This is a genomic window from Pontibacillus litoralis JSM 072002 (assembly GCF_000775615.1).
GTDB classification, from domain to species: domain Bacteria; phylum Bacillota; class Bacilli; order Bacillales; family BH030062; genus Pontibacillus; species Pontibacillus litoralis.
The window spans coordinates 447,810-462,073 of the sequence record NZ_AVPG01000001.1 but is presented as its reverse complement, the minus strand read 5'-3'; the positions used below and the strand labels follow the sequence as shown (position 1 = coordinate 462,073).

15 protein-coding genes are annotated in these 14,264 nt (G+C 37.1%); 7 read left to right on the top strand and 8 right to left on the bottom strand.

Annotated elements, in window-relative coordinates; translation table 11 throughout:
* Positions 1-139: 139 nt before the first annotated feature.
* The gene (locus tag N784_RS02310; protein ID WP_036831621.1) at positions 140-931 is read left to right on the top strand and encodes a DUF262 domain-containing protein; all 792 of its coding nucleotides are present in this window, start codon (positions 140-142) and stop codon (positions 929-931) included.
* Positions 932-1,425: 494 nt separating this feature from the next.
* Here N784_RS02310 and N784_RS02300 read toward each other — a convergent pair whose 3' ends face one another.
* The gene (locus tag N784_RS02300) at positions 1,426-1,926 is read right to left on the bottom strand and encodes a tyrosine-type recombinase/integrase (protein ID WP_052127094.1); all 501 of its coding nucleotides are present in this window, start codon (positions 1,924-1,926) and stop codon (positions 1,426-1,428) included.
* Between the two features lie 370 nt (positions 1,927-2,296).
* Here N784_RS02300 and N784_RS02295 point away from each other — a divergent pair, with 370 nt between their 5' ends.
* The 4 genes from N784_RS02295 to N784_RS02280 all read left to right on the top strand — a co-directional run bounded on the left by N784_RS02295 (position 2,297) and on the right by N784_RS02280 (position 6,366).
* Positions 2,297-2,614 (top strand): MmcB family DNA repair protein, encoded by a 318-nt coding sequence (locus N784_RS02295; protein WP_084600092.1) that lies wholly within the window; start codon positions 2,297-2,299, stop codon positions 2,612-2,614.
* Between the two features lie 693 nt (positions 2,615-3,307).
* Entirely contained in the window at positions 3,308-3,850 is a 543-nt protein-coding gene (locus N784_RS02290) for a hypothetical protein (RefSeq protein ID WP_036831613.1), read from the top strand.
* Positions 3,851-4,304: 454 nt separating this feature from the next.
* Positions 4,305-5,546, top strand: coding sequence for a hypothetical protein (locus tag N784_RS02285; protein WP_036831611.1), 1,242 nt, complete (start codon positions 4,305-4,307; stop codon positions 5,544-5,546).
* Between the two features lie 157 nt (positions 5,547-5,703).
* On the top strand, positions 5,704-6,366 hold the full coding sequence (locus N784_RS02280; protein ID WP_036831608.1) for a hypothetical protein: 663 nt from the start codon (positions 5,704-5,706) through the stop codon (positions 6,364-6,366).
* A 311-nt stretch (positions 6,367-6,677) separates the two neighbouring features.
* Here N784_RS02280 and N784_RS16775 read toward each other — a convergent pair whose 3' ends face one another.
* Positions 6,678-6,833, bottom strand: a complete 156-nt coding sequence (locus tag N784_RS16775) for a hypothetical protein (protein ID WP_176450943.1) — start codon at positions 6,831-6,833, stop codon at positions 6,678-6,680.
* Between the two features lie 85 nt (positions 6,834-6,918).
* Here N784_RS16775 and tnpB point away from each other — a divergent pair, with 85 nt between their 5' ends.
* Positions 6,919-8,019 (top strand): IS200/IS605 family element RNA-guided endonuclease TnpB, encoded by a 1,101-nt coding sequence (gene tnpB / locus N784_RS02275; protein WP_036831605.1) that lies wholly within the window; start codon positions 6,919-6,921, stop codon positions 8,017-8,019.
* A 290-nt stretch (positions 8,020-8,309) separates the two neighbouring features.
* Here the strand turns inward: tnpB and N784_RS02270 are convergent, their stop codons facing one another.
* The 6 genes from N784_RS02270 to N784_RS02245 form a co-directional block, all read right to left on the bottom strand.
* Positions 8,310-8,549 carry a transposase gene (locus N784_RS02270; RefSeq protein WP_036831602.1) on the bottom strand — a complete coding sequence of 80 codons (240 nt, stop codon included), beginning with the start codon at positions 8,547-8,549 and terminating at the stop codon, positions 8,310-8,312.
* A gap of 254 nt (positions 8,550-8,803) precedes the next feature.
* Complete coding sequence (locus N784_RS02265) at positions 8,804-9,391, bottom strand: hypothetical protein (RefSeq protein ID WP_036831599.1); 588 nt, start codon at positions 9,389-9,391, stop codon at positions 8,804-8,806.
* Between the two features lie 432 nt (positions 9,392-9,823).
* Entirely contained in the window at positions 9,824-10,888 is a 1,065-nt protein-coding gene (locus tag N784_RS02260; protein ID WP_036831597.1) for a hypothetical protein, read from the bottom strand.
* 241 nt (positions 10,889-11,129) lie between these two features.
* Complete coding sequence (locus N784_RS02255; RefSeq protein ID WP_036831595.1) at positions 11,130-11,609, bottom strand: hypothetical protein; 480 nt, start codon at positions 11,607-11,609, stop codon at positions 11,130-11,132.
* 230 nt (positions 11,610-11,839) lie between these two features.
* Positions 11,840-12,649: a hypothetical protein gene (locus N784_RS02250; RefSeq protein WP_052127087.1), complete on the bottom strand. Its 810-nt coding sequence runs from the start codon at positions 12,647-12,649 to the stop codon at positions 11,840-11,842.
* Between the two features lie 77 nt (positions 12,650-12,726).
* The gene (locus tag N784_RS02245) at positions 12,727-13,677 is read right to left on the bottom strand and encodes a winged helix-turn-helix domain-containing protein (RefSeq protein ID WP_036831593.1); all 951 of its coding nucleotides are present in this window, start codon (positions 13,675-13,677) and stop codon (positions 12,727-12,729) included.
* Positions 13,678-13,938: 261 nt separating this feature from the next.
* Between N784_RS02245 and N784_RS02240 the strand changes: the two genes are divergently transcribed.
* Complete coding sequence (locus N784_RS02240; RefSeq protein ID WP_036831591.1) at positions 13,939-14,190, top strand: DUF1413 domain-containing protein; 252 nt, start codon at positions 13,939-13,941, stop codon at positions 14,188-14,190.
* The last annotated feature ends 74 nt before the right edge of the window (positions 14,191-14,264 follow it).

Below are 14,264 nucleotides of genomic sequence, written 5' to 3'. Positions count from 1 at the left end.
TAGAGTCAACCCCAAGTTACGGTGATGAACCTTTATTTAGGAAATTTTGTAGATTTAATGATAGAATTTTACTTGTAACTTATTATAAAAAATACCAATCACCAAAAAAATTTATTACAGGTACTGAAAGAGGGAGCATATGGAAAAGAAAAAAATTGAACGGTTAACTGATTGTACAACCAATGAGGAACGCATTACACTCTGGAGAAACATGGGTACGAAAGTAGAGCGGAAGGTTATTGACCTTGTTAGTTTCATAAAAATTGTTGGTAAAGATGCTAATGCTGAATGGGTGAAGCCCGACGTATTACCCCCATCAAATGAATACCTAGTAGTTGGCGATATTCAAAGAACCTATACGGATAAGAATGAATTTAAAACTCAATTTATTGAATCAGTTTTAATGGGATTACCTCTTGGAACAATTACTATCAAAAAAACTCGCCAAGAGCACAATGAATATGGCGATATTATCAATGTTCATGAAGTAATGGATGGTCAGCACCGCTTAAGAGCTCTGTATGATTTTATAGAAGGTGACTATAAACTATCTCCTACCCATTTAAAATTTCTTCAATATGAACATCCTATTTCTTTTACTTCAAAAAAACCGAAATACTGCTTGGAACCCGTTCTTCGGGCAAGATTACGTGATACGCGTATTACTGTCTTGGAAGTTTCAGAGGGTGATAGTGTTAGCAAGCAAAAACTAGACGAATTTGGTGTCTATTCATTCCTTAATATTAATAAAACTGTAGATAATATGAGCGAATACGTAAAAATGAAAGCTGAATATACATCGAGGAATATGGCTGAGATTGACGATTTATTAAGTCAATATACAGAAGAATTTTCAAAATACTTTGCAAACCGACTACTTTGGATGAGGATAGATTTGCCCGTTCAATGGGTATTCCTGTTGAAGAAGTAAATCAATATAGTTACTTCTGAAAATGAAAATTATATAGCTTTTAGTGGCGACTTTAATGAAGCATTAAAAAAAGCTTATGAGTATTTTAATGAATCAGGAAAAAATGGTGAGGTAGAGGAAGCACGTGAAACAATATCAGAACAGATGAAAGTGTTAAATGCTCCTCCAGAAAAATATCAAGAATCATATGATACAGCATTTGAATTGTATAGCCTTTATGAAACATACACATCTTTAGCACTTGAACCAAGTGGATCTTTAATGAGTTATAATGATGAAGCAAGAAAATTAACATCCGAATTAGAAACAAAAATTAAAGAATTTGAAGTAAAGCTCCCTAACGAGCAAGAGTAAATTAGCGTTCGTAGATAGATAAATGAAAAGAAGTCACCTATCAAAATAGATGAAGTAAAAAGCGGCATCATTCACCAATGAACGACACCGCTTTTCTTCTATTATATATACCCTTTTCATGCGTTACTTCCAAACGCCCCCTACAACATAAACTGATTCAAATTATTCTCAATCTGCTCATCCGTAATGCCAATGTATCTGAGTGTCACTTCCGGATGCGAATGGTTGAGGATCTTTTGCAGCTCAGCCACATCTTTAAACTGTTTATAGTGCCAGTATCCAAACGTCTTCCGCATCGTATGCGTACCAATTCCTTCATTAATATCTACCATTTCTGCCGCCTTGTTTAATTGGCGGTAGGCTTGTACCCGACTAATCGGCTGATTGCCTTTTCTGCTTGGAAAAAGCCACTCTGATGTTTTCATGTTGCTAATGTAATCGTCAATTTCATCGTAAATATTATTCAAATGGATCACGCGGGGCTTTTTCGTTTTTCCTTCCCTGACAGTGATCTTTTTTTTGCCTTTTACGTCACTCACTTTCAATTTTAGTAAATCTCCGACACGAAGACCGACCTTGATCCCGATCAGGAATAAAATATAATCTCTTTCGCCGCACCATTTTTTTAACGACCACTTCATGTCGCTAATTTTTTCCAAAGATCGAATCGGCTGCACATCTTTAATTTCCTCTTTTTTACTTTTGATATCTATCTCCGTCAATTTTATCACTACCTCCAATAATCCAGTAAAATCAATGATTTGAATGTAACTTATTTTTCAATATCTTGATCTTATCACAAAACTGGACAAAACGCATGATTATCGGTAAATTCAATGTAACTTTTGATATATTAAGTTACATTGGATAAAATAGTTATAAAAACCATTAAAGTAAAATAATGGACTCAACAAGCCCCTCGTACCAAAAGTGATGTCGTTTCAATTTTATGGAATATAAACTTTTGATCCTTTGACCCTTACTTGACCATATTATACTAAAAAGTGTACCGTGCACTTTTATGAAGGAGGGAGCATCATCATTGTGGAAGTTAAAACTTCAAAAAACGACTTTTTACAAGATAAGAAATGGATGTCTTATCTCGATTACTGCGATGATTTTTACTTTTTATTAAGCGCAGATTTGCGATCAGACTATTATCAAGCGCCCTATTACCAAACGGATAAAAGTGTGGGGTTGCTGCTGAAGACAAAAAATACGCTAAAAATACATGAACCTCATACGTTCGAGCATACTGCAAAGGAACACGAGCAAATTCACTTTTTAATTGGCAAGGTATTATCCAAAAAACATGTGTATGGTTATTAGGGCATCATTCTCATTTCAATACAACAAATATCTCAGTATTTTTACACATTTTTTTACCGTAAAACAGGATGAGGTTTACAAATAGATGTGAAAACAGACGTAAAATGGGAGGGGATGACATGAATCTAGAAAAGATAAAAACATTGAATGAGTTAGAAAAGTTAGTTTTTCATGATTGATTATGAACTGACGGATGGAACAGAAGAAGTGAAGAACCATAAGTTGGTCTCGGAGATTGAATTGTTCGAGAAGTGACCGTTAAGAGAAAGGGACCGCCGTGTGTGGCTCTTTTTTTATCCCCACGATTCGATATTGGACAAAAGCTACCTGCAAACAAATTATTGTGTTTATTCAAACCTTCACTATTGATTGAATAACTATGAATAATTTAACTTTGGTGTTTGTTGAATACACAGGTTCCAAACAGTTATTTGACTTAGTACTAATTAATAATTATAATATATCTATAGAGTTAGTACTAATTATAAAAGGTGGTCTATTCAAGTAGTACGCAAAAGTGTCCGCAAGAAGTGACGGTCTTATTCGGAAACCATCCTGGCAATTTCCTCATGTAAGGCATTTGCAGACTACAGCCCATAAAATATGTACGCCTTTGAGCGTCCCGATCCCGGCAAATTATAATGTAATCAAGCCGGTGAGAGCTCTTACTATTAATATACGAGGAGGACGGATATGAAGAAAGTAATTGACGGAGCAGTTTATAATACAGCCACAGCCAAGAAAATTTGCGAGCAGAGAACGGAGGAGTTTCAAAACGAGAAAGGAGCGGACGTCAAGCAGCTGAAACAACTTTTTAAGACGAAAAGCGGCAAGTATTTCTTTTTTATCCACAATACGTTCATTAGCTATGCCTGTGTGAATGGTGACGATTTGAATCCAAAGTTCGAGGAAATGGAACTGGAAGAAAAGAAAATCATTCCGGTCGATTATGGACTGGCTTTTCAGTTCGCTAGCGAAGTGCAAGCCAGCGGGGAGCAACAAAAAATAATCGGTAAGTACTTTCCGGAATTGGTCAATTTCGAAACATTCGAGCATCAAAAGATTCAAAAAAAGATTTATCTATCCGAGAAAGCGAACTGGTATTTAGAAATGATGCTGACGGAAACGGAAGATACGAACAGTAGCTTGATTGAGATGCTGATTGTCCAGCAATATCAGCGGCTGTATTCTGAAGGCATCATGCTGCGGGATCCCTATTTTGAAATGGAAGACTGACAGGACTTACGGGGAATTTTACTAATATACGGGGTACAGTCCCAAAAATATGGATTTACAACGTTTAGGAATTCTAAAAAGAAAAAACGACTAATTTAACAACGATAAGAGTTTTGAGATAAGTCTTATGGGACACTATCAAGCCCTATTACTGACTTCATCTCAATAGATTAAGCCCTATTGAGACAAGATTTTCTGTCTTAACGTTGTAAATTCGCATAATCCTGATGCTCCCCAGTCTAGAACTGTTCACCTATTGCAGGTCCTTCCGTTGCAGACGAAGTAATCTACAACCTCTTAGAACAATTTATTACATTGCTGACTTCACAAGGATTTATAGAGGATGAACAGTTGGAAACCACTCAGTATTATGATCAAAAATTTGACAGGCGGTATATGTGAGGGAAGAACTTCAGCAAGATGAGTGAGAAGGCTCATTAGGAGGCGTAAAGCAATGACATCAGAAATCGTTGTAATGAATACAGGCGGGATTGCGCTAGCGGCAGACAGAGCGGTCACCGTGGGCAAGGAAAAAGCGAGCTATTTGGTGGATAAGATTTTTGGTTTTTCAGGAAATCATGCGATTGGCGCAATGACGTATGGATCGGGCGGTATGTTTCACGTGCCTTGGAAAACGCTAATCCACTTATATGAGCAGCAGTTGGAAGGGCCGCTCGATACTCTAGAAGACTATGCATTAGATTTTATTCGGTTTTTGAATGAACATGCCTGCAAGGAGTATTTGACGGATATCCATGAAGTTCGCCATTTGGAAAATGTGATGTTTCACAAGCTAAACCAGTTGTATGAAGACCTGTCGGAGCTACATCAGGAAACGCACCATCAAAACAGCAGAATTCGGTCTCCTGAAGAAATCCAGGATCTATATAAAGAAAAGGCAAAAGCGTTTTTGCACAAAAGCATGCAGGAACTCCAGGAAAAAGATTATCAGGAACAGCTGAATAACGAAGACGAGGAAATGTTGTTCGAGGAGTACGGACACCAGGCAGAATCATGGATCGCCGAAAAATTCGAGAAGTATCTATATGAAGAGGAATGGACGGAAACGATGAAAACAATACTAATCCTTACATTGATCAAAGACTTCTCTCATCTACTTTCCGGTATTATCTTTGCAGGCTATGGTCGACAAGACATCTTCCCATCCGTCCATTTGCTCATCATAGACGGCAAAGTGAATGGCAAAACAAAGTTTTTTACAAGGCAATATAAAGTTCATCAAGACCGCCGAGCGTTAATCATTCCTTTTGCTCAAAGAGATATGGCCAAAGCTGTCATGAACGGCATACATGAAGAATTGGAAGAGCAACTGTCTGCAGATCTTCTGAAAGACTTTAAAAATATTACTAAAGTCATGATACCTCGGATCAAAGAGTATGTGAGAGAAGACGAAGTGAGGGACGCCATAAAAAAAGAGGTCGATTCTGCTCTGCGTTTCATATTTAAGAGATATGAAGAAAACTTAGTCAAGCTGAAACGGGAGAAGTTTTCCGAACCTCTGCTGCACAGCATCAAAACGCTGCCTGCCAAAGAGCTGGCAGCTGTGGCCGAGTCACTCGTACATATCGCTGCATTCAAAGGAAACGAGTCCGTTACAATGGAAACAGCAAAACATTCAGCTGATGTAGCTATTATTACAAAAGACGGAGGATTTTCGTGGAAAAAAAGAGGTTGAATTGAGGTACTTGTAAACTTTCATGTTTGTTTTTCACACAGGTATCTCGTCAATCAATTAAACTGCAAAATTCTTATTTTCAAGAATCCGTGTGAACATTTGTAGTATTAAACTGGAAAATTGATGCTCAAATTGTAAGAAAAAAGGGGATGTAAGTATGCATAATACACACAACTTGCAAAATTGGAAGGAAATAACAAAAGAAAATGCGTTACTATTTGTAGTGTTAACCACAATTCTGACTATAGTCTTGAATAGATTTGCGGACAAGGGACTCACTTACCTGTTGAATATCAACAACCAAACAATTTTCACATACAATTATTCGCTCGGTATTTCTGGGATTATGCTTGCAATTCCATCAGCGCTTTTCAGCATATGGATTATAAAGGGAGCGCTTAAGTTTGAAGAAAGATTCTTGCCTGCACCGATCCTAAACAAGTTTGGAAATTTACCCCTCTGGTGCTTTTCGCTGTTGCTGAAACTGATCAAGGTGATGAAGATAATGGCGACATATGCATTATACCTTGTTTTCGTGATTGCCGGATTTTTTGCTGACGGCAGTAGCAGGGGGGGGTATTCGCCTAGCAGTGGCTCTGTCAGCTTAGGTTCAAACAATTCGAATGGTAGGGAAAACTTAAAAGAGGAAGCAGAACGACAAGCAAGACAAAAACAACAGGAAGCGGATTACGCTTGGAAACAGGCACAAAAACAGGCTAATTACAATATAAATACGTATCATTTCGACAATAGGGTCAACCGAGCAAATGCATTACAACGCGAGGCTAATGAAGCGAAAAAGAGAGCACGAAACCTATAATACGATTTGCTGACGTCCAGGTATTTAAAAGACCGCAGTTCGAACTTAAGGTACCAGATCCTAGCACAACTCGAAAGCACCCCTAGGAAACCTGGTACCTTACTATTCTTCATCCCAACCTCTACAGAGCATCCATGCTCGACCCCCTTAGGGTAGTAAATACTCCATGCCGATCCGCTTCAGACCTTCTTTGATTTTCACCGTATAACCTAATTTATCTTTTTAGGCGAGAAGACTCTCACCTCAAGGAATGTGTAGGGCGATAGCCCAATGAGTAGGTGGGGGATGAATCGCCTTCGGACAAGGGATGGCTATTTGCCATCTCGATTGTCCGACTGTTCGAGAGCTACTTGTAGCAAATGGAAAATAGTTTGGGTGCGAGTCCCAAACCCTTTTTGCTCTTTGTAGGCATCCACCCTCTCTAAAAGAACTTTAGGAAATCGTAATACAACTGATTGTTTTTCCATGTTTTCACCCCTAAATGATATACAAATAACATCTTAATTGGTATAATATGTACATCATAACATAATGGATGAGGAGGTGAAACTCATGATCGTTCATAAAGCCTATAAGTTTCGTATCTATCCGACAGAAAAACAAGCGATTCTGATCAACAAAACCATTGGCTCCAGTCGATTTGTCTTTAATCATTTCCTATCTCTTTGGAATGATACTTATAAACAGACAGGAAAAAGTCTGTCTTTCATCAAATGTTCGAAACAACTCACACAACTGAAGAAAGAAATTGTGTGGCTGAAAGAGCCAGACAGTATTGCTTTGCAGTCTTCTCTGGAAAACCTCTCAGATGCGTTTGACCGCTTTTTCAACAAACAAAATGACGCTCCTCGTTTTAAGTCCAAAAAGAACAAAGTTCAATCCTACAAAACGAAACACACAAATGGGAACATCGCTATCGTCGAACATACGATCAAATTGCCTAAACTCGGATTTGTTAAATTTGCCAAAAGCAGAGAAATAGAAGGTAGGATTTTAAATGTAACAATCAGACGGAATCCAAGCCGAAAGTACTTTGTATCCATTCTTACAGAAACAAAAGTGAAAGAATTACCTAAGACAAATTCTTCTGTTGGAGTGGATGTAGGGTTAAGTGATTTTGCAATATTAAGTAATGGGCAAAAGTTTCATAATCCAAAATTCTTCCGCGCATTGGAGCAAAAACTGGCTAAAGCCCAGCAGATCATGAGTAGACGAACAAAAGGCGGTTCTAATTGGAACAAAGCAAGAATCAAAGTAGCTCGTATTCATGAAAAAATCACCAACGCAAGAAAAGACTATTTAGACAAAATCTCTACTTATATTGTCAAAAATCACGACATTGTAGGCATAGAAGATTTGCAAGTGTCAAATATGCTAAAAAACGAAAAGCTATCGAAAGCCATTAGCGAAGCATCGTGGTCGCAATTTCGAGAAATGCTTGAATATAAGGCGAAATGGTATGGAAAGCAAATCGTTGTCGTATCCAAGACGTTTGCGAGTTCTCAACTATGTTCTTCTTGTGGTCATCAGCATAAAGAAGTGAAACGTCTCGCCTTACGTCAATGGACTTGTCCTTCTTGCGGCACAGACCATGACCGGGATATCAATGCAGCTACAAATCTTAAAAAGGAAGCATTAAGGCTAATAAATTGAAATAGACTGTCGGAGGCGTAAGCCGCTTGGACGACCTAACCGCAGGAACTGCGGAGGAAAGCCTGCTCAATAACTGGTGGATACACTGGTGTTCGTAGGAAACAGAATCCCCCACTTCAAACTACTCGTAAGAGTGTTAAGTGGGGGAGGGTTCAATTCAGTCGAGATATGATAGGAAAGTTATAAACAAGGATATACTGAAAAAAATGAGGTGAACAGGAGGACAACTTTATGACAACGCCAATATTATCCGACACGCTTTTCCTGGGACGCTTTATTGCCGATGTAGATCAATTCCTCGCATATTGCAGCAACACGGAGGCAATCGCCGTTTGATCACGGTGTGGAACAATCACTAACACACGTCCGGTCTCCGCATTTAACACACTTGTCGCATAGAAATGCACTTTTCGTATCGCAAACTCATCGCCACAAAGGTGTTGAGCATCTTCTTCCATGAGCTGTTCAGGCGTATACGTATAAAACCAGCGCTCTAACGTGGTATAAGGAATACCGTATTCTCGTAACACCGACGCACAATTTCACGACGAAAGGAATCCGTGGAAGAACGAATCAAGCCAAGCCCATAGTCATGAGTAAAGGTAAATCAATTATAAAAAAGAGGACAAAGCGAAAACTCCTTATCGTAGTTTGTCTAGTCAACAATGACAATACGTGAGTTTTCGCTTTTTTCATAGTATTTAACATCAAATTATTCAGTTTTTTATAGTCAGCCCCAAGTTACGGTGATAAACCAAATATATGAGTAAGTTCTATATTTTACTTATACCTCTAAATTGTTCAATTGTCCTTTTTTCTCAAGACGAGGTGCAGCATATAAGAATAGGATTGGACTAATTATAAAAATCCCCAAATGTGTAAACATCCTAAGAACAATATCTTTAAAGAAAAATTTCATTACTAAGAAATAGACATATGTACTCCTCATTTTACCAATTCTTTCTCTTTTTGTTTTAAAACCAGAACTTACAGTATAAGTAACTCCACCTGAACTACGGATGTGGTAATCATCTGGTATATCCTTACCAATGTTTTTATATTTGGAAAGACCAGATGTTATAACACTCCAGGTACTTCCAAAAATTTTTCTATACAACTCAGTAGTTTGTATAAAGAAATTAGCATGTGGGTAACAGAATATTTGAATAATAATTAAAGTATATACCTTAAAAAAACTCACGATAAATAAAACTATACTCATTACATCTTTGTCACTATAGATTATAAACCTTCTCCCTGCGTCCCATAATTGAATACCGCAACTTACATAGATAAGGATAAGGAATGGAGTTAAATAATATTTTTTATTAAGATTTTTAATTGCATTCTTGTATCGCAATAAAATTTGCATTAGGGTGCTCCTTTTTTTGAAAAAATTATATTAGCCTACTTGCAGTAGAATTATTGGCTATGTTAAAATTTTGAATAAAAGTATCTTAACAGTAAATATCTTGGTAGTTGACACTCTTCTAATAACCGCTTTCGTTATAACCTCCACATCGATTGAACCACCTACCGTCTCCATCGAAATAGAAATTTTCACATGCTTTTATAAGCGTTTCCCACGGAACATGTAACATAGATCCCAACCCATATATCATGACTCCGACTTTATGCTTTTCCGAAAATCCAAATAACTTGTCCGCTGAATTGTATATTTTTCTTCCCCTAATATTTCCAAACGGAACCTGTCGTCAGTGGCTTTTCAACGAACGCTTTTGACAGGAGCATTACCCTTACAGTGGTGGGATCGGATGGTCTTATTTCTGTATCACTATTTTGATTATAACGGGAGAAATTCTTCTAAATCTGGGTCATCAACAGGAGTGATTGGTAACATATGACAGTATCGTATGTTATCCTCATAAATTCCATTAGCACGGTTAACCTCTATTAATTGCTTTATTTGGGTAAATCCTTGATAGACAAGGAGATCAATTAATTGTTCAAGAATATCATACAAAACGTTTTCTGAAACATCCGGAACTATTAATTCTTCGTTAAGATAGGCTTTGAATGGAGCTAGGATATAAGTATATTCCCATGATGATAAATCCTCTTGTAATTCATTGTAGTCAACAAATTTAGGTGGAATTATTTCAAATTCACACTGATATTCATCATAATATGCTCTACGTGTTCTGTCAGAAATATATCGAGTTCTATTGTCAAGAAGAAAATGTACACAATAACCATGGTTAAATGTATCATCACTCTCTATCTTTACATGTGAATCTTCATTAGAAAATTGCTCAAAGTTATTTTTCAGTTTGTGTTCCCTAGTATAATGCAGGGATTCATATATAAAATTTGACAATCCTAGAGCAATCCTGTTTTTTTCTTGGTAAACATATCTTTGGTAATTAGTAGTATTTACATCAAAAGGGTCAATATAATTCTTTTCAATACTCTCGTAGGTTTCAGAAAGAAAGGCAATTTTCAACTGATCAAAAGAAGTGTATTCTGATTTATCTTTTATTCGTGGTCTAGTAAAAGGGTCATACAAATCTGAAATATCGAGTTCCAGCTCTTCTGTGTCATTTTCTGAGCTATCAATTATCGGTACCTCAGGAGATTCCACAGAAGGGTTCTCTTCTGGAAATTCAACTTCAACTTCAATTTCAATTTCCATTTCCACGGACATTTTCCTAATCTCATTTAATATTTCAAATGTATTATTTTGGGTATAACTAGATTTTTGCTTATTTAAGTACTCAAATATTGTATTCTCCATTTCATATTCAAGTTCACATTCAAATACTTTATTCATTACTAACATATCAACTAATCTTTCAAAATTTAAATCTGTCATGTTATCTAAAATAAAATCCCTAACGGTTGTTTTCATGTGAATACCTCCCTTGATTTCGACTTGGTACCAAGTCTACAATTTAAATATAATCTTTAGTTAGTACTATGTCAATATATTTTATGAAAATTCATCCAGAATTAACCGACTGCAAGAGCCTCACTGATTTCTTTTTCTATATCCGAAAAATAATCAACTAAAGACTTCACCAAAATTGTGGCATTTCCTTTCATGGATTACCTACCATCTTCAGCAGTATCACCTCTTGCATGACCGTCCATTAAGCTATGGCTTTGTAACTTTGATATAATTCTTCGATTGCTGGCACCGCTTGCTTAATTGATGGATCCCCTTTTATTGCGAGTGTTTCCATCATATTAAGATAAGTTATAGAGTGGTTAATAGCTTCTTTACTGGTTAATTCAAGGAAATATTTTATTGCTGAAGAAAAGTCTTTCATAAATACTAGTATTGGAATAGCAAGAGATCTAGCTGCTTGATTTGATGGTTTTAGCTGCAAAGCCGTTTTTATATATCCAAGGGCTTCTTCTGTCTTCTCAAGATCGAGGGGATCGGGCTCCCATGTCGCTTTTGCTAAATTAGTATAAGCACCTGATAAATAAGAGAAATTCGTATTTTCCGATAACTCTATAACTTTCAAAAATTTCTCGATAGTCTGTTCATATTTTTGCTGAGTTAATAGTGAGTCCCCTTTCATAAAGATATTTACTATTTCTTTCTCATCGTACTTTATACCCATTTTACCACACCTATCCTTTGTAGTGATTATATTCAAATTGTATCAAAGACATTTCTTTTGTTCTATAAAAGACTAGGTACTTTTTATAGCAAGGTAAAATTCCGAAATATGGATTTACAATGTTAAGTGGTTTATAGTGTTAAATATAAATTCCTTAATACGAAAAGATGTTGATTATTTATTATTTTGTCTTGCTAGATTAAATCCTATCGAGACAGAAGTTTTTTGCCTTAACGTTTTAAATAAGCATAATCTCCCCTCACCTTCTCCTTCATCCATTCAAACAAATCGCTATAGTTTTCTTCTTTTCGCATTTTCTCTGCTTGTTGCTTCATTTCTTTGTTCCGCTTAAAGTGTGTTCTTTTTAGTTCCCGAATTTCCTTGGCGTGCTTTTGAAGAGCGGAGGCCATCTGGACAGTATCTTGATAAATGAGGTTCATATCCCACTTTTCTTCCCTTGGTTTTTTAGCCACAATCAAGGCGCCTGATTCCACGCCAAGATGGACATCCCATTTGTAACGCAGAGAAAGATCGGCGAAATACAGTTGTTGGATGATACTAAACCACATTCCTTGATAAACGCCAGACAGTTGCACTTTCGGAGAATAACGGTGGTGGCCATTGCATCCCGCCAATGTTGTAATGCCTGCTAAATTTAATGATTTGACGAACATCGCCATGTTGGCGTCAAGATCAAGCGCATTGACTTTAATGCCGAATCGCCGCTGTGCGAATGAGCGCCACTTAAATTGATAGTCTTGCATTTGGACCGGAAACGGACGCCCTTTTTCATGCATGATACTTTTCATAGCGGCGATCGGTAATCGATTGACTAGCACTTCAAATGAATCATTACTTTTCCAGAGTGTCGGAATGTTTAACTTATCAAGAAGCATACGAACCTGTTTGATGTCGCTTTCTGTGTTTTCCTTTGTCAGCGTAATGATACTGCCTTTTTCCTTTAGAAATACTCCTCTTGTTTTCAATGCTTCCGCTACACGTTCCGTTGCATTCATCATTTCTAATTTCATCAAGTTCATTTCTCATCACTCTCCTGTTCCTTTGTTACTAACAGTATAAAAGAAGATCGGTTACGAAATCGTAACCGGTCCCTGCCTTAACGGAGAACGTAAAATTGTAGATCCGTTTTCCATTCATATCCTTCCTCAGTTGTGACAATAAATGAAGATTCAATCTCACAAGAACTCGCATGAGAAAGCTTTCTTCTTAATCTAGAAATATATGTTTTCACAGTACTTTCCCCCACTTGTCGGTCTAACCAAACGGCTTTTGCAATCGCTTGTTTTGAGCGTGACATGCCTCGATGATCCATCAAAAACCCAAGGATCTCTGCCTCTCTTCTCTCAAGTTGGATGGCATCACGATCTGCATGGAAATACTTTTCATCAGATGATAGATCCAATACGACGCAGGTTCCATCCATTGCTCTTTCTTTTATTTCCTCGTAGTCCTTTTTTGAAACAGTTTCCCGCTCCTCATTAGAAGACTTCAGCAATATCGGTTCATTTCCTCGTTGTTTCATTTTATCCGCATAAAGATGGATGAACCAGTCATGTTCATGATCTTGATTTAACTCTTGCGCTTTTTTTATATAGTCGTTTGCCTTAAATGGATAACCCATTCGTTTATAAGCGAATGCCATATTGCAAAGAAGCTTGAGCTTCTGAACACCCGACAGACCATTTTCAAGCGCCTCTTTTCCATAAAACAGAACTGCTTCCCATTGTCTTTTTTCATTAGCCATGATGAAAGATAAATGGTAAAAAGCATCTGGCTTATTCGGTGCATAAATAGTTGCACTTCTTAATATGTTATAGGCAGTTCGATAATTTCCCCGCCGCATCTTTTCATCTCTGCCCCACTGTAAATAAAGGTCGGCCAATGTGATCGCAAAACGCGGTTCTTGGCGGTCAATTTGAATAAACTGTTTGTAAAGTTCAATTCCTTCTTCTAGCCAGTCATTCCTTCCCTGACCTTCATCCAGTCCTTCTCGATCCATCCAATCGTCTTCTCGATCTAGAAGTTCTTCGATTGTAATTGGCTTCATCCGTTACTCATCCCCCTGTAATAGAATTTTTAACTGATTATAAAATTCAAGCAAGTATACGCTTATGTTGAAAGACTCGGTGAACTAACAATATTGATTTCATTATATAAGATGAAAACCAGCATTTGCCAAGTTATATTACGTAGTAAAAAATCCGAAAATTCAAAAAATAAATTGACGTTTCCCTCCGCACCTTTTAATATAAAACCATAAGCTAATAGCTATTAGCTCATTTTAAAAAATGATTAGGAGGGGTTTCATATGAAAGTGAACGTCGACACATCTCTTAATGATCTATTCAACATAGCCACAACGACTTTACAAGATGTCGATCAAGGGGAAGAGTTTATTGTAAAAGACCTTTTTAGAGGGGTTGAGTGGAAGCGCATCGCCAAAGGCAACCGCACGAAGCTAGGCTCTATGTTTTTTGCTTTTGCGAATGGTGAAGGCAATGAATTAATTCAACCTCTTGGAAAAACACCTCAAAACCAGCAGATCTACAAAAAACTGTAGCGGATCAGGTGGATCATAGAGGCTGGTTACTTCTTCACAGTGATATACTTTTTGCCTCAAGCCGCTTCATTTAA